Origin of the sequence: Leifsonia sp. SIMBA_070 (assembly GCF_046534635.1) — a bacterium.
Classification (GTDB): Bacteria; Actinomycetota; Actinomycetes; order Actinomycetales; family Microbacteriaceae; genus Leifsonia.
In genome coordinates this window covers 1-243 of record NZ_JAWRYK010000804.1, presented here as the reverse complement: position 1 = coordinate 243, position 243 = coordinate 1, and the positions used below count along the sequence as shown (strand labels likewise).

At 65.4% G+C, this 243-nt stretch carries 1 protein-coding gene; it reads right to left on the bottom strand.

Annotated features, from left to right (window positions below; translation table 11 throughout):
- Window positions 1-231 (bottom strand): LysR family transcriptional regulator (locus SB754_RS22435; RefSeq protein ID WP_410784483.1); only part of this gene is annotated, 231 nt, incomplete at its 3' end.
- Window positions 232-243: the final 12 nt, after the last annotated feature.

Sequence of the window (243 nt, the reverse complement as noted above, 5' to 3'; positions counted from 1 at the left end):
CGCATCGACTTCGTCCAGCGCGGCCCGTGCATGCCTGTAAAAGGCTTCGCCGGCATCCGTGACAATGAATTGCCGGGAGGTGCGCTGTATCAGCCGGGCGCCGATGCGGTCCTCCAGTCGCCGGACATGGCGGCTCAGGCGCGATTTCGGGACGCCCAGCGCACGCGCCGCCGGGGCGAAACCGCGTTTTTCCATCACGTGGACGAAGTAGAAGTAGTCGTTCAGGTCCACGGCCGCATCTCC